The organism is Clostridium intestinale (genome assembly GCF_035905475.1).
GTDB classification, from domain to species: domain Bacteria; phylum Bacillota; class Clostridia; order Clostridiales; family Clostridiaceae; genus Clostridium_T; species Clostridium_T intestinale.
This window is the reverse complement of the sequence record NZ_CP121166.1, coordinates 941,743-962,445: the sequence shown is the minus strand read 5'-3', so window position 1 is coordinate 962,445 and position 20,703 is coordinate 941,743. Positions and strand designations below refer to the sequence as shown.

General features: G+C 31.8%; 24 protein-coding genes and 1 pseudogene. 3 read left to right on the top strand and 22 right to left on the bottom strand.

What is annotated here, in order from left to right:
* Positions 1 to 23: 23 nt before the first annotated feature.
* From P8F83_RS04945 to P8F83_RS04910, 8 genes and pseudogenes are all read right to left on the bottom strand, one after another.
* The gene (locus P8F83_RS04945) at positions 24 to 605 is read right to left on the bottom strand and encodes a helix-turn-helix transcriptional regulator (protein WP_326513702.1); all 582 of its coding nucleotides are present in this window, start codon (positions 603 to 605) and stop codon (positions 24 to 26) included.
* A gap of 134 nt (positions 606 to 739) precedes the next feature.
* Positions 740 to 1,021 (bottom strand): hypothetical protein, encoded by a 282-nt coding sequence (locus P8F83_RS04940; protein ID WP_326513701.1) that lies wholly within the window; start codon positions 1,019 to 1,021, stop codon positions 740 to 742.
* Between the two features lie 22 nt (positions 1,022 to 1,043).
* Positions 1,044 to 1,802: an NERD domain-containing protein gene (locus P8F83_RS04935; protein ID WP_326513700.1), complete on the bottom strand. Its 759-nt coding sequence runs from the start codon at positions 1,800 to 1,802 to the stop codon at positions 1,044 to 1,046.
* 371 nt (positions 1,803 to 2,173) lie between these two features.
* Positions 2,174 to 2,269: pseudogene (locus P8F83_RS04930) on the bottom strand (ATPase); the annotation flags it as partial.
* Positions 2,269 to 2,433 carry a hypothetical protein gene (locus P8F83_RS04925; RefSeq protein ID WP_326513699.1) on the bottom strand — a complete coding sequence of 55 codons (165 nt, stop codon included), beginning with the start codon at positions 2,431 to 2,433 and terminating at the stop codon, positions 2,269 to 2,271. The pseudogene P8F83_RS04930 and the gene P8F83_RS04925, both read right to left, overlap by 1 nt.
* A gap of 116 nt (positions 2,434 to 2,549) precedes the next feature.
* A complete protein-coding gene (locus P8F83_RS04920) occupies positions 2,550 to 3,191 on the bottom strand; it encodes a uracil-DNA glycosylase (protein ID WP_326513698.1) in 642 nt (213 codons plus the stop codon).
* Positions 3,192 to 3,205: 14 nt separating this feature from the next.
* Positions 3,206 to 4,516 carry an MATE family efflux transporter gene (locus P8F83_RS04915; RefSeq protein ID WP_326513697.1) on the bottom strand — a complete coding sequence of 437 codons (1,311 nt, stop codon included), beginning with the start codon at positions 4,514 to 4,516 and terminating at the stop codon, positions 3,206 to 3,208.
* 156 nt (positions 4,517 to 4,672) lie between these two features.
* The gene (locus tag P8F83_RS04910; protein WP_021802219.1) at positions 4,673 to 4,834 is read right to left on the bottom strand and encodes a hypothetical protein; all 162 of its coding nucleotides are present in this window, start codon (positions 4,832 to 4,834) and stop codon (positions 4,673 to 4,675) included.
* A gap of 157 nt (positions 4,835 to 4,991) precedes the next feature.
* Between P8F83_RS04910 and P8F83_RS04905 the strand changes: the two genes are divergently transcribed.
* From P8F83_RS04905 to P8F83_RS04895, 3 genes are all read left to right on the top strand, one after another.
* Positions 4,992 to 5,372: an RrF2 family transcriptional regulator gene (locus P8F83_RS04905; RefSeq protein WP_326513696.1), complete on the top strand. Its 381-nt coding sequence runs from the start codon at positions 4,992 to 4,994 to the stop codon at positions 5,370 to 5,372.
* Positions 5,373 to 5,471: 99 nt separating this feature from the next.
* A complete protein-coding gene (locus P8F83_RS04900) occupies positions 5,472 to 6,065 on the top strand; it encodes a class I SAM-dependent methyltransferase (RefSeq protein ID WP_326513695.1) in 594 nt (197 codons plus the stop codon).
* Between the two features lie 10 nt (positions 6,066 to 6,075).
* On the top strand, positions 6,076 to 7,464 hold the full coding sequence (locus P8F83_RS04895) for an MATE family efflux transporter (RefSeq protein ID WP_326513694.1): 1,389 nt from the start codon (positions 6,076 to 6,078) through the stop codon (positions 7,462 to 7,464).
* Positions 7,465 to 7,535: 71 nt separating this feature from the next.
* Here the strand turns inward: P8F83_RS04895 and P8F83_RS04890 are convergent, their stop codons facing one another.
* The 14 genes from P8F83_RS04890 to P8F83_RS04825 all read right to left on the bottom strand — a co-directional run bounded on the left by P8F83_RS04890 (position 7,536) and on the right by P8F83_RS04825 (position 20,660).
* A complete protein-coding gene (locus tag P8F83_RS04890; RefSeq protein WP_326513693.1) occupies positions 7,536 to 8,675 on the bottom strand; it encodes an acyl-CoA dehydrogenase in 1,140 nt (379 codons plus the stop codon).
* A 51-nt stretch (positions 8,676 to 8,726) separates the two neighbouring features.
* Positions 8,727 to 10,160 carry an FAD-binding oxidoreductase gene (locus tag P8F83_RS04885; RefSeq protein ID WP_326513692.1) on the bottom strand — a complete coding sequence of 478 codons (1,434 nt, stop codon included), beginning with the start codon at positions 10,158 to 10,160 and terminating at the stop codon, positions 8,727 to 8,729.
* 73 nt (positions 10,161 to 10,233) lie between these two features.
* The gene (locus P8F83_RS04880; RefSeq protein WP_326513691.1) at positions 10,234 to 11,775 is read right to left on the bottom strand and encodes an L-lactate permease; all 1,542 of its coding nucleotides are present in this window, start codon (positions 11,773 to 11,775) and stop codon (positions 10,234 to 10,236) included.
* A 125-nt stretch (positions 11,776 to 11,900) separates the two neighbouring features.
* A complete protein-coding gene (locus tag P8F83_RS04875) occupies positions 11,901 to 12,839 on the bottom strand; it encodes an electron transfer flavoprotein subunit alpha/FixB family protein (RefSeq protein WP_326513690.1) in 939 nt (312 codons plus the stop codon).
* 20 nt (positions 12,840 to 12,859) lie between these two features.
* Positions 12,860 to 13,645 carry an electron transfer flavoprotein subunit beta/FixA family protein gene (locus tag P8F83_RS04870; protein ID WP_326513689.1) on the bottom strand — a complete coding sequence of 262 codons (786 nt, stop codon included), beginning with the start codon at positions 13,643 to 13,645 and terminating at the stop codon, positions 12,860 to 12,862.
* Positions 13,646 to 13,880: 235 nt separating this feature from the next.
* Entirely contained in the window at positions 13,881 to 14,774 is an 894-nt protein-coding gene (locus P8F83_RS04865) for a DUF4351 domain-containing protein (protein WP_238904744.1), read from the bottom strand.
* Positions 14,775 to 15,090: 316 nt separating this feature from the next.
* Complete coding sequence (locus tag P8F83_RS04860; protein WP_326513688.1) at positions 15,091 to 15,438, bottom strand: TIGR04076 family protein; 348 nt, start codon at positions 15,436 to 15,438, stop codon at positions 15,091 to 15,093.
* Between the two features lie 33 nt (positions 15,439 to 15,471).
* On the bottom strand, positions 15,472 to 15,846 hold the full coding sequence (locus P8F83_RS04855; protein ID WP_326513687.1) for a hypothetical protein: 375 nt from the start codon (positions 15,844 to 15,846) through the stop codon (positions 15,472 to 15,474).
* 239 nt (positions 15,847 to 16,085) lie between these two features.
* Positions 16,086 to 16,868 carry an ABC transporter permease gene (locus tag P8F83_RS04850; RefSeq protein WP_326513686.1) on the bottom strand — a complete coding sequence of 261 codons (783 nt, stop codon included), beginning with the start codon at positions 16,866 to 16,868 and terminating at the stop codon, positions 16,086 to 16,088.
* 2 nt (positions 16,869 to 16,870) lie between these two features.
* On the bottom strand, positions 16,871 to 17,791 hold the full coding sequence (locus P8F83_RS04845; protein ID WP_326513685.1) for an ABC transporter ATP-binding protein: 921 nt from the start codon (positions 17,789 to 17,791) through the stop codon (positions 16,871 to 16,873).
* 144 nt (positions 17,792 to 17,935) lie between these two features.
* Positions 17,936 to 18,478, bottom strand: a complete 543-nt coding sequence (locus P8F83_RS04840; RefSeq protein ID WP_315109997.1) for a helix-turn-helix domain-containing protein — start codon at positions 18,476 to 18,478, stop codon at positions 17,936 to 17,938.
* A 277-nt stretch (positions 18,479 to 18,755) separates the two neighbouring features.
* Positions 18,756 to 19,292 carry an HXXEE domain-containing protein gene (locus P8F83_RS04835; RefSeq protein WP_326513684.1) on the bottom strand — a complete coding sequence of 179 codons (537 nt, stop codon included), beginning with the start codon at positions 19,290 to 19,292 and terminating at the stop codon, positions 18,756 to 18,758.
* 21 nt (positions 19,293 to 19,313) lie between these two features.
* Complete coding sequence (locus tag P8F83_RS04830; protein ID WP_326513683.1) at positions 19,314 to 19,880, bottom strand: 2-phosphoglycerate kinase; 567 nt, start codon at positions 19,878 to 19,880, stop codon at positions 19,314 to 19,316.
* Between the two features lie 123 nt (positions 19,881 to 20,003).
* The gene (locus tag P8F83_RS04825; protein ID WP_326513682.1) at positions 20,004 to 20,660 is read right to left on the bottom strand and encodes a carbon-nitrogen hydrolase family protein; all 657 of its coding nucleotides are present in this window, start codon (positions 20,658 to 20,660) and stop codon (positions 20,004 to 20,006) included.
* Positions 20,661 to 20,703 lie beyond the last annotated feature (43 nt).

The following is a 20,703-nucleotide window of genomic DNA, read 5'->3' as shown; positions in this document are numbered from 1 at the left end:
TTATCCAATAATTTATACTTTATTTATAATACACGAATCACTATAGCTATAACAACTCCAACAACAAGAGTAATCAACCCTGCCCCTACTGCTAACAAAAACTTTTGATATGGACGTTTCCCATATTCACGATTCTTTTCAATTTCGTCCATAGTTTTACCTTCTTCAAAGTAAAGAATCTCTCTATAAGTCTGAATGTCAAAATTCTTTTTTAGTTTTTCTACTCTAAGGGCATAGTACATAGTTATAATAAAAATCACTCCATATATTCCTAAACCAACGAAATTCCAAAGCATTGCTAATGGAACTGGAGTTAAAATCAAAATTACCATGAGGATAGTAAAAATATTCCCCTCACTTTTAAATCTTTTAATGTCCTCTTCCTTTACCTTTTCTTTCATTTTTTCAAGATCTCCTTTGATTAAATTGTCAAGAGAGACATCAAAAAGAGAACCTAGTAATAATAAACTTCTAAGATCAGGATAACTTTTACTATTCTCCCAACTTGAAATTGTTTGTCGAGATACAAAAATCTTTTCAGCTAATTCCTCCTGTGAAATCCCAATCTCATTTCTACATTTTTTTATTTGTTTTCCAATCTCCATAAAATGTCCTCCTGCAACTTCAGTCTAAGATCTTAAATAAATTATCACAATCAAAAGTGCTTTACACTGGCTTATTTTCGCATGTCAAAAAGATTTGACACCCTGAAAATGCGATAATTATACCATATAACCTTTTATCTATTAGTACTATTCAATATTTCTTGTAATTTTTCTATAATTACTTCTGATGAACTATTTATAAATACACCATAATCTATATCATAAACTAAAGTAAATTCTTCATTTAAGAACTTACATTTGTAAATATCTTCTGAGGGACCTACTATTTTATTTCCAATATAAATAGCTGAATTGTTTTTTAAAATATTAAAAATTCCATCAAAAATTTCCTGTTCATCCATATCTCTATAATTAGTTATTACTAATTCATTATTCTTATTTTTTATAGCCCTCATCTACTTTCCCCCTCGTAATGATTTATGTAGCTGTAAATCTGCACTTAGGAAAATTACTACATCCTTTAAATCTCCCGTATTTGCCCTTTCTAGTGACTAAATTTCCACCACATCTCGGACATATGTCATTATTAATTTTATTATTTTTCTCTTTCACATTATTATTTATAGCTTGTACATGAGTTTTTCTATTATCTTTACTATCAACATTTAAAGATAACAAATTATTATAAATATCCTCTTTATCTTTATGAGAAATATTAGTATCACTATACTTTTCAATAGCTTTAAGTAATTTTGTTGTATAAATAACTTCTGATTTTGTATTAATCTTCAAATCAGCTTCTGCGGTAAAAGTAACTATGGGAATATATTTTATATCCTCATATGTACTCAAAATTTCTTTTAATGCCATTACATGTCCGTAGTGTTGTTTTATAGGATTGTATAATTTCTCTTTTCTCTTATAAATTTGTTGTCTCCAATAATCATCATGCTCATTACCAAGTATCCATCCTTTATAATTTTTAGTCTCAATTACAAAAACACCATAATCAGATACTACTACATGATCTATATGTGTTGTTTTATTTCCTACTCTTAACATCAGATTATTTATAACTTTATAATTATCTGAATTTAACTTAGATAGTCTACTTGAAACAGCAGCTTCCCCTATAAAACCTTTAATCTTTGGCTTAAATGCGCCTAGAACTATGAAGAATAAAATTATTACTACTGCATACCAGTTTTGAATTAGTATTTGAATTATTAAGTCCATAGAAATCCTCCATATATTGCAAAATTATCGTCCACTATATTTTACATCATTATTCCAGTTATGTGTATTAAATGGAATAAATAAAAAGGTGACAAAAGACATATTTATCTTTTGCCACCTTAATTCAATTTCTAAATTTAATTCTTTAAAAATCCTAACTCATAAATCATAGGCCTCATTTTATTTTCTAGTTTTCTAAAAAGTAGATTAAATTTATCTAATCCTTTAGGGTCATACTTCTTCAATAAAGCCTTAATTTAATACCATCCCGCATCCCAATTATTAACTTGATATAGTGGTTCTAACTTATTAAATTCTTCTCTATATTTAAAACTACTTTTTAATAATTCTCTACTGAAATCTAGAACTTCCTTCTCTTCCTTTTTATTTTCTTCATAGTAAATGGATTTATAAATTGAGGTCTTCCCAGCTCCATTTACACCTGCAAATATTGTATATCTACACATTAATACTCTCCTATAACTTTCTTTTGCTCTCTTTGCAGAACCATATTAGATAAAGCCATATAAAAATCTTTCTCCTCTTTAGTTTTAGCATTACTAAATAATTCTTTTAATTGGCTGTAAGAATATTTTAAAAATATATCATATAGATTTTCATTATTCTTCATTCTAATACCTCCTATAACTAAATATATTATATCTATTATATATCACATTTAGTGAATATTAAACCTAGTGAATTATATTAAAAAATACAAAACAAGTTTTAATGTCTCCAACCCCTTTAACTAGACATCTCCCCAAACTTCCTAATCCCATAAACAAATTCATTTTTCCCACCTTGAGCAGGATGTCTTACCTTATGGCAATCAATACCTAGCTTATTAAGGCTTTCCTCTGCTTTATTACCCATTGCAATTACCTTTTTTATCTCAAACATTTCTATCATTTGAAGAAGAGGTTTCTCACCTATTAAAAATTCTTTCTTTAATGGAGTTCTATTGCTTTCTTCATCATCTTTTTTGTGTGGATGAAACGGAAAAGCGTTCCAAGATAATGCCTTTATGTCATACTGTAAAAGGGTATTCCATATAATTGTAGCCGTTGCTTCTTTAAGTAACTTTTCTTTTGGACAAGCTAGCCTATAACCCTTATCCATTCCAAACAAATCTAAACCATCCATATTATTTACAAGTAAATGTTCGCTAGTAAAAGGCACTCCAGTAAGACGGCTGCCTCTATATCCAGGAGCTTCTCCTACAAGCATAATCCTAGGCTTTAATTCATACATCTGTTTTAAATATATTAAAAGATTATCCCTTCTTATAGAACTTTCCTTATATTCATATGAATACTGATTATATACATTTGGAGTAACCTCTATAGACGCTAAATCTTCCACAAAACTTTTCAGCTTCTTTATCATTATAATCAATCCTTTTACACTAAAGATTTCTTTTTTAATTTTACCATACAAAATGCTATACCAGTTACAATACATTCTGTCAAAATAAAAGCAAACCATACTCCTGTAATATTCCAAATTCTACTTAATAAAATAACTAAAGGAACTATAATAACACATCCTCGTGATACAGAAATTATAAAAGCATCCCTTGTACGCTCTGTAGCACTTAGATACATAGACATGATTATGTTAATACCCACAAAGAAAAATCCTATAAAATATATTCTAAGTCCTGATTTTGCAATTTGAGCTATTTCAAGATTCTTCTCACTGTTGAAAATTCCAATAATACTATCAGAGTTTAAAAACATAAATAAATACATAAATAATGCTAAGGAAATAGAAGTTATCAAAGCATAATTCTTCACTTTTTGAAGTAACTCATGATTTTTCAATCCATACCCTTTACTAATAAGAGGCTGAACCCCTTGTGCTATTCCAGTAAAAACTGAAATTCCTACAAGGGCTATATTGGCAACAATCCCATATGCAGCAACTCCCAAATTCCCATTTAGTCTTAAAATAACAAGATTAAAGGTAATAAGAACAACAGCAGAAGAAACCTCTACAATAAAAGTAGATAACCCCAAACCAAATATATCACGAATATAAGAGAACTTTACCTTACTGTGGATATACTTAAATTTACTTTTTTTCTTAATAAAATGAATTGATAGTACACCTATACTTATTATTGGTGCAAGACCTGTTGCAAAAGCAGCCCCAAACATTCCCATTCTAAAAGGGAACATAAACACATAATCCAAAATAATATTAGAAAAACTCCCTACAAGCATTGCAATCATTGATAAATTAGGATTATTATCATTACGAACAAAAGCAAGAACAATGTTATTCATAATGAAAAAAGGTGAGAAACACAATATTGTGCTTAAATATTCCTTTGTTAATGGTAATGTAGTCATATCAGCACCTAAAACTAAAGCTAAAGGAGTTGACCCAAATATGCCTATCAATGCAAATATAATTCCTATAATAACACCTAACTTCATACAGGTAGTAAATATGATATTAGCCTTCATATCCTTGTTTCGTGATTTTAATATACTATATCTCGTAGCTCCTCCAATACCAATCATTAATCCCGTGCCATGAATAACACTATAAATAGAAATAGAAAAATTAAGTGCTGCAATACCTGTGGCTCCTAACGCCTTAGCTACAAAAAAAGTATCTGCTAAAATGTAGCAAGAAAGTCCTATCATCCCCATGATATTTAAACTAACATACTTAATAAAATTCTTTAAAATAGACTTTTCCATATAACACTCCTCCTAAAAAATAAAAAAGGTGCCCTTACAACATCCCTTCTAAGACCTAACGGAATGCTTCAGAACACCTTAAACTCTTTACCCGGTGGCAAAGTTTAAATTCACTATAATTTTTTTCATTATAATATGAATTTAAACTAGTGTCAATTAAGATTCACTTGATTTATCCTTTTCCTTATTTCTATTTCTTACTGGTACAAACTCTGAAGTAGTATCATTTGGATCAATATAAACATAGTCCCCATTTTCACCTTTCTTAAGACCTAAAGATGCCATTTTCTTTTTAGTATTTTTATATTTAGTGCTCATTCTATTCACCTCTTAAATGTTTTCTATATTACTCATCCTTTAATTTGCCCAATTTGCTCTTTTATAATTAATAAAAATATACTTATTGACAAGATAAAATATTCAATTTATAATTAAAGACAAATACAGTCTGTAATATCTTTATGGAGGATTTAATATGAAGTATACTAAAGCAACAAATTATGCTTTGCATATCATGGCTTACTTAATTAAACAAGAAGGTAAGGATAATTTAAGTCTACTTCCATTGGCTAATCATATGAATATATCCCCTACTTACCTATCAAAGATTCTAACTCAATTAGTTAAAGCTGATCTAGTCCAATCTACACCTGGTGTAAATGGAGGTTATTCTCTTAGAAAATCAAAATCTGAAATAAGCTTTTATGATGTCATTCAAGCTATCGAAGGAAGTGGAGCACTTTTCACTTGTGAAATGGGTGAAAATAAAGCTTGTAGAATTGAGAATGTAATGAGAGAAGCTGAAGACAAAATGGTGAAACACCTTAAAGAGAAATTTATTTTTGAAATTGTATAAAAATGAGCTAGAAATTATATAAGCAGTTATAAAGCTGCTCATTTTTTAAAGTAATTATAGATAATTACACTCTGTATTATATTTTATAGGAGGTTTATTATGAATCATAAACATAATCACAATGAATTTAATCAAAATTTTTTAAACAAAATAGCTTTTTTAGATAGCAAACAAAGGGTTAAACTTATCCCCCCTGAAGTTCTTATTAGTCAAATGCCTATTGAAAAAAATCATACCCTACTTGATATAGGTGCTGGTTCCGGCTTTTTTACAATTCCTATGGCAGAAAGCACTACCAATAAAGTTTATGCCATGGACCCTGACTTTCGTATGTTAAAAGTTATAGAAGAAAAAGCAAAGGAAAAAGGAATAACTAATATTGAGCTGATTCAAGATTATCTTGAAAACTTAAACATTAAAAATGACAGTATTGATTTTGCTATGGCATCTTTAATACTCCATGAAGTTGGCTCTCTTTCAAATGCACTTTCAAAGATATATGAGGTGTTAAAACCCGGTGGACATTTATTATGTTTAGAGTATGAAAAAGACGACTTGGTAGTAGAAGGACCACCAATGTCCATTCGTATCTCCTCAGAGAACCTTGAAAAAACATTAACTTCAATTGGTTTTAAACTTGCGAAGAAAACGAAAATTAACGATGCTATTTATACCATGATAGCCGTAAAATAGGAGGAATTTCATGGACACAAATAAAGACATGCTCATCACAACACCAGTAGGTAAACTTTTGCTTAAATTTTCACTTCCAGCTATTGGAGGTATGCTTGTAAATTCTCTATATAATCTAGTAGATAGAATATTTGTTGGAAGAATTGGCGGGCTTGCCATGACAGGCATAGGACTTAGTTTACCCTTTATGATGCTACTAAGTGCAGTAAGTTCCTTGGTAGGCATAGGTGCTTCTTCCCTAATTTCTATTAAGCTTGGAGAAAATAATAAAGATGAAGCAAAAGGATTACTTGGTAATGCCATAACATTACTTACAATCTTAATGTTCCTGATGACAGTTCTAGGACTAGTTTTTAAAGTACCTATACTTAAAGCCTTTGGGGCAAGTGATGCAACAATGCCTTATGCTTTAGATTACATGACTGTCATTCTCTATGGCGCTGTTTTCCAAGGTATTGGATCTGGACTTGTGAACGTGGTGAGAGCTACTGGTCATCCAGTAAAGTCAATGTTGATTATAATTGTTGGAACAGTTACTAATATCATTTTAGACCCAATTCTCATTTTCACTTTTGATATGGGTATCTCAGGAGCAGCATGGGCAACTATTATTGCTCAGCTAATAACTTCTATAATGGTTATAAGCCATTTCCTAAGTGAAAAAAACGAAATAAGAATTGAAAAACAAAAATTTAAACTCCAGTTAATAACTATTAAGTCAATTCTGAGCATTGGATTTTCTGCATTTGCAATGCAGTTAGCTTCAGTTCTCTTCAGCATTATATTCAACAACTCCCTAAAAACATATGGAGGAGACATAGCAATAGGAGCAATGACAATAATCAACTCCATCATGGTATTATTCCTCATGTCAGCTATGGGAGTTACTCAGGGAGCCGCTCCAATCATAGGCTTTAATTATGGTGCTAAACGCTTTGATGGGGTTAAAAAGGTATTAAGGCTTGAACTTATAGCCGTAACATCAATTTGCACTACAACTTTTATATTAGTTCAAGCTTTTCCTGTAGAACTTTCTAGTATATTTACTAAAGAAGTCGACCTTATTATGACAGCAAGTTCTGGAATGCGTTTATTCTTATTAATGCTTCCCCTCATGAGTGCTCAAATAGTAGGAGCCAGCTTTTTTCAAGCTATTGGTGAAGCTAAGAAAGCTACTTTTTTAGGCCTTTTAAGGCAAGTATTTTTACTCATACCTCTATTACTTAATTTACCTCATTTCTTTGGACTAAATGGTGTATGGGGAGTTGGTCCACTGTCTGACATTATTTCCAATGTCATTGCCATATTTGCTTTAAGATCCGCATTTAATCATCTAAACAAACTAGATAATGAATATAGATTAGAAGAAACAGAATCTTTACACTTAGCTACGGAATAAATTTTCATAAGTTAAAGGAGGTATCTGTAAGTATAAACAACTTACAGATACCTCCTTAATTATATTTCTTCTTATTTAAACATCCATCCTGAAATAACCATCATTTGAACTTCTGATGTTCCTTCATAAATTTCTGTTATTTTTGCATCACGCATCATTCTTTCTATTGGATAATCGCTTGTGTATCCATAACCACCAAATAATTGTAGGCAGCGGTTTGTTACATCAGTAGCATTTCTTGACGCAACTAATTTTGCCATTGCAGCTAAATGTGTAAATCTTTCATGATCATCTTTAGCACATGCAGCTTGATATACTAAAAGTTTTGCAGCTTCTGTACTTGCACGCATTTGGGCAAGTTCAAATTGTGTGTTTTGGAACTGTGCTATAGGGCGTCCAAATTGAACACGTTCCTTAACATATTTTACAGTTTCTTCTATTGCACCTTCTGCAATACCAAGAGCTTGTGCAGCTATACCAATACGTCCTCCATCAAGAGTTGCCATTGCAATTCCAAAACCTTTACCTTCTTGTCCTAAAAGATTTTCCTTTGGAACTATACAGTTATCAAAGAATAACTCACAGGTTGAAGATGCACGTATTCCCATCTTCATTTCATGACTTCCAACAGAGAAACCTGTGAAATCTTTTTCAACTATAAATGCTGAAATCCCCTTTGTTCCCTTACTCTTATCTGTCATAGCTAAAACAATATATATGTCTGCATATCCTGCATTAGTAATAAAGATTTTACTTCCATTTAATACATAATGGTCTCCTTCTAATACAGCTGTTGTCTTTTGCATAGAAGCATCTGTTCCAGCTACAGGTTCTGTAAGTCCAAAAGCACCTAACTTCTCACCTGATGCTAGTGGTCTTAAGTACTTGTCTTTTTGCTCTTCTGTACCATATGCATAAATTGGTGATGCACAAAGACTTGTATGTGCTGAAACAATAACACCTGTTGTTGCACAGCATTTAGATAATTCTTCAACACATTGTATATAACTTAAAGTATCTACTCCAGCTCCACCATATTCTTCAGGAAATGGAATTCCAAGTAGCCCCATTTCAGCCATTTTTGCAACATTTTCTTCTGGAAAACGCATACTTTCATCAATTTCTTTTGCTATTGGTTTAACCTCATTTTCTGCAAAGTCACGATACATTTCTTGTAATTGTTGATGATTTTCATCTTGTTTAAAATCCATATTAATTCCCTACCTCTCTTTTTTTTATATGTGTATATCAATTGTGATTTATTAGTTTATACCATCTAATGTGTAACACACCTTGCCCGGATTCATGATAGAATTCGGATCAAACACTTTTTTAATACCCTTCATTAATTCCATGTTTAGTTCTCCAACGCTGTCTACAAGATATTTAACCTTTCCACTACCAATTCCATGTTCTCCAGAAACAAGTCCTCCACATAAAGTTGCTTCATCATAGATAATCTTGAAGAATTTATCAACTCTTGCTTTAAACTCTGATTCTTCTAAGTCATTGCTGCATTGATATATGTGAAGATTTCCATCCCCTGCATGTCCAAAACTCTTAATAGTTAACCCACACTCTTCACCAGCTTTATTTACAAAAGCAAGATAAGAAGCTATTTTATTTACTGGAACTACAACGTCACATTCATCTAATAATTTTGTTTCTGCCATGATAGCTTCTAAGAAACTAGAACGTGCAGCCCAAGCATCTTTCATTTTTGCAGGTGTATCAGCTACAAGAACATCAATCGCTCCAGCATCTAACACTATTTCACTTGCTTTTTCAATAAGATCATTTAACTCATCTTCATTGTTAGCATCTATAGTAACAAGTAAATAAGCATTTGCAGTTACCCCATCAATTACTTGTGGGAATACACTTTTTCCAACATATCTTTCACTAGATAAAACAATTTCTCTTTCCATAAATTCTAAGGCTTGTGGATTTAAATGAGCCATCTTGAATTTAGGAACAGCAGAAATACAATCATCTAAATTTTCAAAAGGAATAATCAAACTTGCAACTACCTTTGGTGCTGTCATGATTTTTAATGTAAGTTCTGTAATAATTCCAAGAGTTCCTTCTGAACCAATCATTAAATTCAAAAGACTATAACCTGAACTTGTTTTTGATACTGTAGCTCCAAAGTGAGTGATTTCTCCTGATGGAAGAACAACTGTCATTGCACGTACATAATCACGAGTTGCACCATATTTAACAGCTCTCATTCCACCAGCATTTGTTGAAACATTTCCACCAAGGCAAGCTAGCTTTTCACCTGGATCTGGAGCATATAACAATCCCTTTTTAGCACAATCCTCTGCAAGATCATTTAATAAAACTCCTGCTTGTACATGAACAACGAAGTTTTCCATGTCATAAGAAAGTATCTTATTCATCTTTGTAATGTCAATCAAAACTCCCCCCAATAGTGGAACTGCTCCACCAGCAAGACCTGTTCCTGCTCCTCTTGGAGTTACTGGTATTTTGTTTTCATTACATATCCTTACAACTTCAGAAACTTCCTCTGTAGAATGTGCCATAAAAACAACTTCAGGAGCTTTTTTTCCATAGATAGGCATCTCATCATGAGAGTAATCCTCATTGATGTCACTGTCAGTTAAAATATGTCCTGGAGCTACCGCCTTTAATTTTTCTATTATCTCTTCTGTTAACTTATTATATTCAGCCATATTACTCATTCCCTCCATATATATTTAGTTAAAAACTTAAATTTCTGCTCATAATTAAACCACTTAAAAGTTATTAAAGCCATAAGGTTCCTAAGAAACATACAATACCAGCTATAACTATATAGCATATAAAATACTTAAATACAGTTCTTAAAATTTTACTTTCTGAGCCAGTAGCTGCAATTGCACTTGCACCGATTGCAATACTTTGAGGCGAAATCATTTTACCAATACCTGCTCCCATAGTATTTGCAGCTCCCATCCAAGCTCCAGAAAGCCCAAGATTTTGTGCTGTTTCTACTTGTAAGCCTCCAAATAAAACACTTGTCGAGGTACCAGAGCCCGTTACAAACCCACCAATAGATCCAATCAATGGAGAAATTAATGGATATGCTCCTCCTGTAACCACAACTAAGAGACTTGCAATATCAGAAATCATTCCACTATATGCCATTATTTTTGCTGTGGACATAACTGCACAGATTGTAGCAATCGTTTTCCAGTTTGCCTTTAAGGTACTAACTAGTACATCAAATATCATGGATAGCTTAGCCCCCTGAACAAAACCACCAATAACTGCTGCTATAAAAATAATAACTCCTGGGGTATTGATCCAGCTAAAACTCAATGTGTTTGCCCCTTGACCTGCATATACCTTTAAACTAGTTTTAAATACTGCAATTACATCATGAATTGGTGGAAATAATGTTGATGTAGAAATTAACATTACAAATATTAAAATAAATGGACACCATGCTTGCACTGCTTTACCAAAGGATAAACTTGCTCTTTCCTTATCCTCACTAACTTTAATACAATACTCCTCTTGAGGTTTTTTATTAAAGACCTTGGCTGCAATGATTGTAAATACCATAGAACATATAGAACCTACTATGTTTGGTAGTTCTGGTCCAACTGTTGTTGCCATAATATAAGCAGGTACTGTAAATGATATTGCGGCAACTAAGGTAACAATAAAGGAACCTTTTAAAGCCTTTATTCCACCACCTATTATGCACACCATGATAAATGGAGTGATAAAACAAAGAAGACCCTCAATTACTGCTGTATTTGCCGCTAAGTCAGTAGCTGAAACACCAGTTACTGCTGAAAAAGTTACCAAAGGTATTCCAACTGATCCAAAGGCAGTTGGTGTAGTATTTGCAACTAAACATGCTATAACTGTAGCAAATGGATTTAATCCAATAGCCGCAAGCATAGATGCAGGAATCGCAACTGCTGTACCAAACCCCGCCATACCTTCCATAAAATTACCGAATCCCCATCCAATAATTAATATCAAAACCCTTTTGTCTATAGAAACTTCTGCTAGCATTTGCTTTATGGAATCCATTGCGCCTGTACGTAAAATCAAATTATAGGTAAACAGCGCTGCCACAATAACCAAGCAAATTGGCCATAATGCATTAAGAACTCCTTCAAATACTCCTGTCACAGTATTAATTACACTCAATTTCCAGAAAAAAATCGCCAAAACCATAGTAATACAAAGGGCTATAGAGCAAGCTTTATAGCCTGGCATCTTTAATTTACTGAGCGCAACTATAAGCCAAAGAATAGGTAATATTGCCATTAAGAATTTTAGAAATAACATTTTTCCATCTCCCTATTTAATTTTAAAATATTAACCCTATTTTTTAGTGCGACACCAAGTTCAATTTTTAGTGCACATTAAGCTCATTTTTTAGTGCGACAATTTCTTTTTTATATAAAAAATCCCTACTTTTCTTTTACCTTTTTCATTTCTTCAATCATAACTGGAAGAATCTCATTTACATTTCCAACGATACTTACATCTGCAATTTCAAATATTGGAGCCTCTTCATCTTTGTTAATAGCTACAATATAATTTGAGCCAGTCATACCAGAGGTGTGCTGAGTTGCTCCAGAAATACCACATGCAATATAAAGTTTAGGTGATACTATTTTTCCTGATTGTCCAACTTGATGTGTACGTGGAATCCACCCATTTTCAATTGCCGGTCTTGTTGCACCTACTACACCACCAAGAACACGTGCTAATTCTTCAACAAGTTTGAAATTCTCTTCACTACCAAGTCCACGGCCACCAGAAACAATAACTTCAGCTTCCTCTAAATTAACAGATTCTGAAATTTCTTTAACTGTATCAATGATTTTTGCCTTAACAACATCAGCTTGAACTTCAATAGTTTTCTCTGTAACCTCTGCTTTAGAACCAGCTTCAGGTTTTGGAAAACTTCCATTTCTAACTGTAACTACAGCTGTGCCATCTACCACAATATGTTCTAAAATAGTACCGCCATAAGCTGGTCTGGTATATATAACTTTTCCATCCTCTTTACTAACTCCTGTTACATCACTTACACAGCCTAACCCAAGACGTCCTGCAATACGTGGTGCAATATCCTTAGCCATTGCTGTATTAGCTAGTAAAACCACATCTGGATTCTCCTCTTTAACTATTTCTGATAACACCTCTGTCAAAGTATCACAGTCTGCGCTTGCATCTACAAAAGTAACTGGAACTCCAAAATCAGCTACAGTTTCTATAGCAGCTTTATTACTTATCACAATAGCCTTACCTTCTGCATTTAATTCCTTAAGAGCACTAATAAGCTCAATACTTCCGCCCAAAACTTTTTCTTTATCTGTTTCAATGAATAATAATGCTTTCATACCATCTCTTCCCCCCTTAATTAAATTGCTTTATCTTTTTTCATTTGATCAATAGTAGCACTTACTGCTAATATTGCATCTTTTTCTTGAATCTTTATGCCAGCCTCTTTCTTAAGGGGTTCAACATATTGAATACAATGTACCTTTGACGTCTCTACATCTCCAATTTCTGCTGCACTATAAGTTTTGATAACAGCTTTACGGCTTACCATCTTATTTTTGATAGTAGGATAACGTGGATCATACTCTGGTTTACTTACTGTAACAACAGCTGGAAAACCTAAGGAAACTAAATTATATCCTTCATCAGTTTCTTGATGGATTTCCATCCCATCACCCTTTAAATCGATTTCAATGGCGCTACTAAGATATCCTAAACTTAACTTTTCAGAAAGCATTGCTCCAACTTGTCCAGTAATTTCATCCGTAGATTCTTTTCCACATAGAATTAAATCAAACTTTTCACCTTTATCTTCTTCAATTTTATGAATAGCATCAGCTAAAACCCCAGCTGCTCCCATAGCATCTAAATCTGCATATAAATCATCTTTTACAAAAAAAGCTTCTTTAGCTCCCACTGCAAGACAATTTCTTAAGGTGTTTATAGAGTCATCTGCTCCAACCGTCAATACACTAACTGTTCCTCCATGAGACTCAACAAAGCGGACTGCTAACTCCAATGCATATGTATCAAATGCATTTGCCACAAAACTGACTCCATTTAAATTTGGTTTTTTCTTGTCCTTGTCCAAATGAATTTCAACAGAATCATCTGGAACCTGTTTTACACATAATAGAATCCTCATACTATCCCTCTCCTTACCCTTTTCAGATTGTTTATTTTGATAAAATCATTTTGTATTAAAATAATCAGAAATTGGTCTTACCAATTAACAAGTTAATTTTATCACAATATTCCAAAAATTTCAACGCATTATATAAATAATTAATTTTTGTATTTAATACATTAGTTGTCATATTTTTATAATTATTGAGTATAAAAAAGCAGGCGGATAATTACCACCTGCAAGATTTATTATTTTATTTGCTTTCAAAATATTTCTCTATATCTTCAACTTTTTCTAAATCAAAAATATCTGTAGCTATAGTTTCTATAATAGCTTCAGGTAATTTCTTTATTTTATTAATGTAAGCTTCAGGAATAGATTTAAATTTTTTTGCTAATTGCTTTATTAAAACCTCAGCTTTTCCTTCAGCCTTTCCTCTAATAAGTCCTTCTTCTTCACCCTTAGATTTTCCATCCTCATATATCATTTTTCCTATTTCGGTCATTGATATCACCTCCAGAAATTTTTTCTTGGATAATTCATCTCCAAACTTCTCAAATAATGCGTACAGAAGTGTTGTACATTTGCTTTTATCTTCGCTATTTTTAATCTTATCAGCTAGTTCTATACAATTAATAGTTTGCGTACTTTTGTCTCTTTTACTTTTCATTAACGGAATCATTGTAAGATTTACAATATCCTCATCAGTTAAATTTGAACCATTTAAGATTTTTTCTTTTAAATAATTTAATCTGTCATCACCATTTAAACTGCTCATGTAAAACGCTTCAACAGAGTATTTTACTGAACCAGCATTTACATATGTATTGGCATTTGCAATATCGGCTGAATATATAATTACTGTTTTAACTTTTCTTTTATTTTTGAAATATAAAGAAGCATCATAATAAAGAAACCTACTTAAATCATCTTTTTTATTTGTAGTTTGAAATTCGAAATGTAGATAAGTACCATCTTCTAAATAGAATAAATAATCCATCTGATTTGTTTTAATTTCAATATTTTTTAATTCAGTTTCAGCTGGAGCTATTACCTTATCTTCTATCCCAAAGAACTTAATTGCATGATCCTTAAAGTAATCCATAGCTTTTTTCATTATGGCATCTTCAACTTTATTATAGTCCATTTCACCCTCCTATTTCAATTAAGCAAAACAACTTAATTATAATTTTAATATTAGGTACCTAGATATTCAGAACATTTGTTCCCTTTATTATTATTGCCATTTAGGGGAACATATATTCTCATGCTTTATAAATAAATTTCTCTGATTTTTTATCTGCTCATTGATGGTAAATAAAAAACTCTGCCATAACCCTTTATAAGTTTATAGCAGAGCGATATTATAAAATATTATTATTTTCATCAGTAAATCTTTTTATGAACGCATAAGTTTTAGGAGCTTTTATATTTAAAATTGAAACTTGGATTCCAATTCAAAACTAATCAAAAAACTTCCCTTTATAAAAATTCTCATTGTTAAGTTTTTGAGCTGTCACCCTAAACATGACGCAACCATCAGGGCATACAATATCCTTGCTATATTTATCATTTCCACCAATGTTCTCTAAATCTCCACCACTTCTGACTGACTCCATGATTGGAAACATAATCATCATGACCTTGGAACAGATACCTTGTCCATCCGAATTTGTTGGACAGCCATATGTACAGGTATATTTATCTCCAACTTCCTCCCCGTTTCTGCAATATCGTTCTGTGTGATCACTACGAAGAAACCCAGTCACCTCAATTTCAAATTTGTACTCCTCATCATACCATTTTTTCATGATTAACCTCCAACTTTAAATTTGCTTTCCACCCTATTCAATAATAAGTTCTACATATCTTCCAGTTTCTTTGTTATATACGTGTTTTCCTATTAAAAAGCGTAGTATTTTAATATCATCTAAATCAGGACTTGCAAATTCTTGATAACACTTTTGGGAATCAACTGTATTTAGTTCTTTGTAAAAATCTGAAATATAGCAATAATATTTATCTAGTATATCTTCTAATGGATATTGTGTTATATTACTTGCATTAGCTCCCTCATCAAATTCTGGCTCTTGAATAAAAGATAGTGAAGTTACATATAAAATCTCACCATCTTCTTTTACTTCATATATTCCATTTTCAATTTCAGAATATAGATCGCTATTATATTTATTAGCATTATAATTTTCGATTTGTTTCATAGTTTGTCCCCCTATTTAAATTACTATTTAGCTCTATAATTTAATTCTGAATTCTCTAACAATTATAAATCAATTATATCACATTTATCTAATAAAGGAAGTTATAGAAAATATAACCTGGCACAATGAGACTTTGGAAATACACTTAGTTAGTGCTGATTTTTCATTGAATTCATAAAAACAACACTATAAAACTAGTAAAATACTACAGTTTTATAGTGTTGTTTTGTTCCTTATATTTAACGCAACATTGATTCATAGCTTATTTTTTTAAACGAACCGTTAATCAAAATCCATGCAATCGCTGCTAAAAAGACTCCTAAGCCTAATAGAATCCAAATATTTATGAGGATAATTCCTACAAACTGTCCAGCTACTAGAAAAATTACTGGCAAAACTAAAAGTGCACCAAGCTGTTGGGACTCTTCCATTGTTTGTGCCTTGGCTGAGCCACGTACAATCAATGTAATTGAGATTAGGGACATAGCTGGAGATATAAGTAATAGCACTACTAGCCAACTTATATTAGGTAACATCAGGCTGCCTGTTGTTATAAATATTTCAATCTGCGTCACAAGTGTCATAATTATGAAAGATAGGACAGAAACCAGTTCACTCATGATAAATGAAGAAAGTATTTTTGCTCTGAATATTTGTTTTAGAGAAAGCGGGCAATATAAGAGAGTTTCAAGTGTTCGCTTTTCCTTCTCACCCACGAAAGAACTTGCCGCCATAATTGATGAAGCCATAATAGGGATTATTATAAAGAAAACAGGCATAATGTTGTTTATAAGTAGCGATATAACCGAGGCCTTCATATTATCTGGCTGAACGTCTATTGGCAACATACGAATCATTGCATCAAAATCCCTAAAATCCGATGTAAAATGAAGTAATATAATAAAAATTGAAGGTATAACAACTGTCAGCACTATAGGAACACTTATCATTCCTATAAGTAATTGCTTGTTGGCGGTGATACCTCGTATATCCTTTCTAATTAAAGATTGCATTGCATTCATAATTATTTGACCTCCTTTTTCTCTTTTCGTTTCTCAATAAGGGAGAAGTATATCTCTTCTAATGACAATTTATTTGCTGAAACTGAATATACGTTGCCGCCAGCATCCACAATGTGTTTAATAATCGGTGGAATTTCCTCCTCCGTCTGCACGTTTATTTCAGCCCATTGTCCTTCAGTTTTCCTGAAAGACATTCCTTTTGGAAAATAGTTTGCTTTGATTTGAACATTAAGACCTGAGAAAAACTTGCAACGTAAAGCATCAAGGCTACCTACCTCTAGCAGTGTCCCATCATCAATAATGCCATATGACGTGCAGACCTCCTGAGCATAACGTAACTGATGTGTACATAAAAAAACTGTGGTTCCTTTGTCGCTAGCCAATTCTTTGATCATATTATTTACACTTTGAGCACTCTCAGGATCTAATCCAGAGGTGGGTTCATCCAAAAATAATATTTTGGGTGTATGGATCATTGCCCTTGCTAAGGAAAGTCTTTGACGCATACCAGTAGAATATGTGCTCAGCTTTTTATCTTTTGCGTCAGTAAGATCCAATTTCTCAAGCAACTCAATCGCTCGCTTACGGCTTTCTTCTTTTGAAATTCCAAATAACGTACCATAAAATACAAGGTTATCCTGCCCTGTTAGATTGCCATACATCTGCGCATGCTCCGTAACTACTCCTGATATAGCATGGACTTTCTCTGGATTAGACGAAGGATTTATGCCAAAAATATGACAAGAGCCTTCTGATGGAGATATCATACCATTTAAAAGTTTAACTGAGGTTGTCTTACCAGCCCCATTTGGTCCTAAAAATCCGAACACCTCACCTTGCCCTAGTTCAAAGCTGACATTATCCAACGCCTTTTTTCCACCAGGGTATATTTTAGTAAGCCTATCTGCAATGATTGCATTCATGTGCTTTCCTCCTCTTCATTAACAGAATTTATCTTATCAACTAATGATTAAATTATTATTATATTGATTATATTATCACTATGATAATATAATGTCAAGAAGAAGCTCCTTTACTTAATGAATAGTAAAGGAGCTTTAAAAAACTTATTTATCGTAATTTTCTGGTGGTGAAATAATTAATCCTAAAGTTCGTGATTTTCTATCTGCCGTAGGTCTATTTTTATAAAGCGGCTGAATTATTTTCGAGTATTCCACCATTGCTGATTCCAATTCTTCATCGGTTGCATAGATGGGTGCAAGAGAAAAACCCGACCTGTCTTTTAAAATATCTATATTCGGATTCTTACAATACTCTTGAAATCTTTTAACAAATCCAAATACATACTGCATAAACATTTGCATATAAGCATCACCTGAGTTTTCACCAATCATATCCTGACCGTTAGAATCTAAATTAATGGCAACTCCATAGGTCTTTTCAATTGTTCCTCTTACCTGATTTTCCTCCACTACTTTTAAAATACCGTCATTTGTCATACGCTTCAAGTAGCGGTATAAAGTTGCTTGTGGAATATCGTTATATATTTCTGCAAGTTGTTTAGCAGTTGCTTTTCCAGAAGAATATAGCTCTAATAATAGTTTACATTTTATTGGGTGAGTAATGCACTCTATAACTTTTTGTTCCATAACATTCCCTCCTAATTACTTATGAAAATATTATCACTTTGATAATATAAAGTCAAATAATTATACACTTTTGTTGAATATCCACACTATTCTCACTTTCAACACTAAAAATATATAATTTTGCTACGTTATAATGTCAAAATACATGATACTATTTTTGTACTGCAAAGTAAAAAATACCGCTTATTCACTTGAATAATACGGTATCATAATAACTTTATATTTGGTTTTATCTATATAATAAGAATTACTTGCTATCTAAAATTTAGAATTGAGTTCATCGGCTTTGTTGTTCATATTTTGATAACCATTCGTCAAATATCTCCATGCCTTTGTGAAGAATAACTAAATTTATAACCATAATCACAAAAGCTAAAATAGAATATAAAACAATAGTTTCTAACTGATACAACTTCAACATATGATTAATAATATAAATACATATAGGCAAACAAATAACGCTTGTAATAATAGCTGGGACATATATCTTTACTACCAAAGTTTGAAAACAATGTATTACTAAATGTAAAGTAAATGCTATAAACGCTCCCACCCATAAAATATACCAATTTGTCATATAAGAGACAACTGTAATTACAGTGATTAAAATAAATTCTTCTGCTACACCCAATGCAAAAGATGATGTTGTAATATTATCAAAATGAGGTAATAACCTTTTTGATAATTTAGGAAATCTTTCACATAAGTAATGTCTATTTTTCCTTACCCATGATTGCATAAAAATTATTTCTTCAAAATCGTGAAAAATAAAAAGTATAGGAAATAGCCATATAATTACGTTTATATCAGTCATTCATATTCCTCCCAAAGGTTATTATTGAATCCTTGCTTCTATTTGTTCATCTATCCATTTGTATACATCTCTTATTTCTTCTGTGTAATTATCATTAATTTCAAAAAAATTCGCATTATTTTCATTACAGAGTTTCTTGACTTTTGAATGAAGTTTAATAAAATTATCTTTGTTCATGTAATAATCATCATATTCTTTTTTCTCTATCTCACTTCTATGATCAATAACTCCCAAATTAAAATATTTCTCAAGATAATCCTTTGAAAAGCCTATATAGAGAGCAATTATTTGTTTTAAATAATGAGGTTCAAAATCGCTAATATACTCAGGAGGTAAATAGCACCCTTCAATAATGATGTGTTGCCCATTCTCAATATTGGTCATTATTATCCCCTTTATTATTGGCCATAACTTATATGTAAGCTCATCATCACCATCAGTCGCAGAAAAATCACAATATTTACTTCCACGAATTAATCCCATTTTTATATGATCTATAGACAAATATGGAATCTTATATTTTTCGAGCAACTTTTGAGCCATAATTGTTTTTCCTGTACAACTAACCCCACCAATCAAAATAACCATAGTTATATCACTCCAATTATCAAATTTTTTTACAATGTAATCAACAACTACTCGAATCAATTATACCATATTTTTCAAATGCCGCATGTTCATTTGAATAATATAAGAACATTAGGCGTTAACTTATAAGCTTACTGCAAATTCAACCTCTTTTGTATTTAAGTTTACAATTCTACTTCTTAGGTCTGACTTTGATATAAATATAGGCTCTCCACTACTATCAAAGCAATATGAAATTGGAATAGATATTCCACAATTTCTAAAAGAACCGTCTGCATGACTTGTTCCCATTATAATTGTTTTATATGTCTTAGCAATATTTTTTGCTTCGTTTATCCATTCTTCAAATTGTTCATCACTAAACATCCCAACCCCAATTGGGTGTGCAATAAAACTAATTTTTGAACTTATCTTTTTTAAATCTCTAACACCCTTTAAAATTTCCATACATAACAGATACCCAATTGTCATATTATTATAATCTATTACTAAGGGTGAATATAACTCTTCATCCTCTTTTGGCGGAGTTTTCTCTCTTTCTAAAACCTTCTCACCAAGATTACTTATTATTACTGCTCTATCCTTATTTTCTTGTCTATATGCTGTAATAATCGTAATATTATATCGTTTAGCAATTTGACAAGCACTTTCTAACACGTCTTCACTGGATAAATAACCTTCGGGATATAATACAATGTCGATACCTTCATTATTTTTTAATTCATCCTCCATTTGTTTAATTCCCTTTTCATGCATTGGCTGTCCTATTAAAATTTTCAAAATTAATTACCTCACTAAATTTAATCTTATTACAATAAATCGC

Excerpts from the sequence above, each read along its gene's own strand:
- P8F83_RS04850 (WP_326513686.1), bottom strand. The coding sequence starts at position 16,868 with ATGAATGCAATGCAATCTTTAATTAGAAAGGATATACGAGGTATCACC.
- P8F83_RS04830 (WP_326513683.1), bottom strand. The coding sequence starts at position 19,880 with ATGGTTATTTTGATTGGTGGGGTTAGTTGTACAGGAAAAACAATTATG.
- P8F83_RS04925 (WP_326513699.1), bottom strand. The coding sequence starts at position 2,433 with ATGAAGAATAATGAAAATCTATATGATATATTTTTAAAATATTCTTAC.
- P8F83_RS04935 (WP_326513700.1), bottom strand. The coding sequence starts at position 1,802 with ATGGACTTAATAATTCAAATACTAATTCAAAACTGGTATGCAGTAGTA.
- P8F83_RS04860 (WP_326513688.1), bottom strand. The coding sequence starts at position 15,438 with ATGAAAAAATGGTATGATGAGGAGTACAAATTTGAAATTGAGGTGACT.
- P8F83_RS04835 (WP_326513684.1), bottom strand. The coding sequence starts at position 19,292 with ATGACTGATATAAACGTAATTATATGGCTATTTCCTATACTTTTTATT.
- P8F83_RS04915 (WP_326513697.1), bottom strand. The coding sequence starts at position 4,516 with ATGGAAAAGTCTATTTTAAAGAATTTTATTAAGTATGTTAGTTTAAAT.
- P8F83_RS04940 (WP_326513701.1), bottom strand. The coding sequence starts at position 1,021 with ATGAGGGCTATAAAAAATAAGAATAATGAATTAGTAATAACTAATTAT.
- P8F83_RS04945 (WP_326513702.1), bottom strand. The coding sequence starts at position 605 with ATGGAGATTGGAAAACAAATAAAAAAATGTAGAAATGAGATTGGGATT.
- P8F83_RS04855 (WP_326513687.1), bottom strand. The coding sequence starts at position 15,846 with ATGAAACAAATCGAAAATTATAATGCTAATAAATATAATAGCGATCTA.
- P8F83_RS04875 (WP_326513690.1), bottom strand. The coding sequence starts at position 12,839 with ATGAAAGCATTATTATTCATTGAAACAGATAAAGAAAAAGTTTTGGGC.
- P8F83_RS04865 (WP_238904744.1), bottom strand. The coding sequence starts at position 14,774 with ATGGACTATAATAAAGTTGAAGATGCCATAATGAAAAAAGCTATGGAT.
- P8F83_RS04885 (WP_326513692.1), bottom strand. The coding sequence starts at position 10,160 with ATGGCTGAATATAATAAGTTAACAGAAGAGATAATAGAAAAATTAAAG.
- P8F83_RS04900 (WP_326513695.1), top strand. The coding sequence starts at position 5,472 with ATGAATCATAAACATAATCACAATGAATTTAATCAAAATTTTTTAAAC.
- P8F83_RS04840 (WP_315109997.1), bottom strand. The coding sequence starts at position 18,478 with ATGGAACAAAAAGTTATAGAGTGCATTACTCACCCAATAAAATGTAAA.
- P8F83_RS04920 (WP_326513698.1), bottom strand. The coding sequence starts at position 3,191 with ATGATAAAGAAGCTGAAAAGTTTTGTGGAAGATTTAGCGTCTATAGAG.
- P8F83_RS04890 (WP_326513693.1), bottom strand. The coding sequence starts at position 8,675 with ATGGATTTTAAACAAGATGAAAATCATCAACAATTACAAGAAATGTAT.
- P8F83_RS04895 (WP_326513694.1), top strand. The coding sequence starts at position 6,076 with ATGGACACAAATAAAGACATGCTCATCACAACACCAGTAGGTAAACTT.
- P8F83_RS04880 (WP_326513691.1), bottom strand. The coding sequence starts at position 11,775 with ATGTTATTTCTAAAATTCTTAATGGCAATATTACCTATTCTTTGGCTT.
- P8F83_RS04910 (WP_021802219.1), bottom strand. The coding sequence starts at position 4,834 with ATGAGCACTAAATATAAAAATACTAAAAAGAAAATGGCATCTTTAGGT.
- P8F83_RS04845 (WP_326513685.1), bottom strand. The coding sequence starts at position 17,791 with ATGAATGCAATCATTGCAGATAGGCTTACTAAAATATACCCTGGTGGA.
- P8F83_RS04905 (WP_326513696.1), top strand. The coding sequence starts at position 4,992 with ATGAAGTATACTAAAGCAACAAATTATGCTTTGCATATCATGGCTTAC.
- P8F83_RS04870 (WP_326513689.1), bottom strand. The coding sequence starts at position 13,645 with ATGAGGATTCTATTATGTGTAAAACAGGTTCCAGATGATTCTGTTGAA.